Genomic DNA, 1,005 nt, shown 5'->3' with positions numbered 1-1,005 from the left:
CCCCCCCCCCACCGTCGATCCGGCCGACAGGCCGGAGGAATGTGAGGACACCGTGCCCGCCGACCACGCACCCGGCCCCACCCACGAGCCGCGCTTCACCACCGACCGCACGTCCAGCGAGGACCTGGACCAGGCGCTGCCGGCTCCGGCGAACACCGCCGCGGCAGCGAGCCCCGCAGCAAGCCCCGCGGTGAGCCCCGCTACTGGCACTGCATCCCGGCGGGTCTGGCCGAAGCCGCTGCCTCCGGTGAGCTCGCGCCGACGACCGGCCGGACCACCGATAAGCGCGTCGCCGCCAGCAAGACGGGTCTTCGCGAGCACGCCCTGGCCGTGGTCGACACCGTCGTCGCTTTCCAGCAGGCGGAGGTGGCCGACCACGCCGACTGGCACCTCGAAGTCACCCACCTCACCCCGGCCGGCCCTCTCATCCCCGACGCCGTGGTGCTCCTGGCCGACGGCTCCACCGCCTTCGTGGAGATCGACCGCACCTGTCCTACACGCGCCTGACCGCCAAGCTGGACCGCTACAACGCCTACCGCACCGCACCCCCACCGGCCGCGGCACCGTCGCCCGCGCCCCGCGCCGGACCCGCGTACAGGGCGGAACACCCCCGCGTCGGCGGGGAGGACCCGCGCGTGCCGTAGGCGTAGGCCCCCACGGACGGAACACCCCCGCGTCGGCGGGGAGGACGATCTGGTAGATCCGGGCACGGGAGAGGTCGGCGGAACACCCCCGCGTCGGCGGGGAGGACCTCTCGCTCGTTTCCTGCACGCGCTTCGCTGCCGGAACACCCCCGCGTCGGCGGGGAGGACGGTGACCGCACCCAGGTCATTTGCTTTCGCTGCGGAACACCCCCGCGTCGGCGGGGAGGACCCGGCCCCTAGGACCTGTCTGATAATTGATCTTGTGGCAGGTCGAGGTGAGTTGACGGACGCGGCGTGGGAGCGGATAGAGCCCTTGTTGCCGCGGGTGGACGGGCGTGGTCGGCCGTGGCGTGATCACCGG

At 73.1% G+C, this 1,005-nt stretch carries 3 protein-coding genes and 1 CRISPR repeat array; of the genes, 2 read left to right on the top strand and 1 reads right to left on the bottom strand.

The genetic code is table 11. The features are described from left to right. Positions 1–321, bottom strand: a 321-nt coding sequence (locus LJ221_RS16105; RefSeq protein ID WP_374228476.1) for a hypothetical protein, incomplete at its 3' end; no start/stop codon positions are given. On the opposite strand from LJ221_RS16105, the gene LJ221_RS16100 reads away from it, so the two are divergent. Together LJ221_RS16100 and LJ221_RS23770 are read left to right on the top strand one after the other, a co-directional pair. Continuing rightward, a complete protein-coding gene (locus LJ221_RS16100) occupies positions 214–507 on the top strand; it encodes a replication-relaxation family protein (RefSeq protein ID WP_308314795.1) in 294 nt (97 codons plus the stop codon). The genes LJ221_RS16105 and LJ221_RS16100 overlap by 108 nt on opposite strands. A gap of 93 nt (positions 508–600) precedes the next feature. Further along, a CRISPR array of direct repeats spans positions 601–873; the repeat unit is 29 nt; unit sequence CGGAACACCCCCGCGTCGGCGGGGAGGAC. Between the two features lie 33 nt (positions 874–906). Beyond that, the coding region (locus tag LJ221_RS23770; RefSeq protein WP_372516060.1) for a transposase at positions 907–1,005 on the top strand (99 nt) is incomplete at its 3' end.

The sequence above is a fragment of the Streptomyces sp. CNQ085 genome, from assembly GCF_022614595.1.
Taxonomy (GTDB): Bacteria; Actinomycetota; Actinomycetes; order Streptomycetales; family Streptomycetaceae; genus Streptomyces.
Note: the sequence above shows the minus strand (reverse complement) of the source record. Positions and strands in the feature narration are given on the sequence as shown.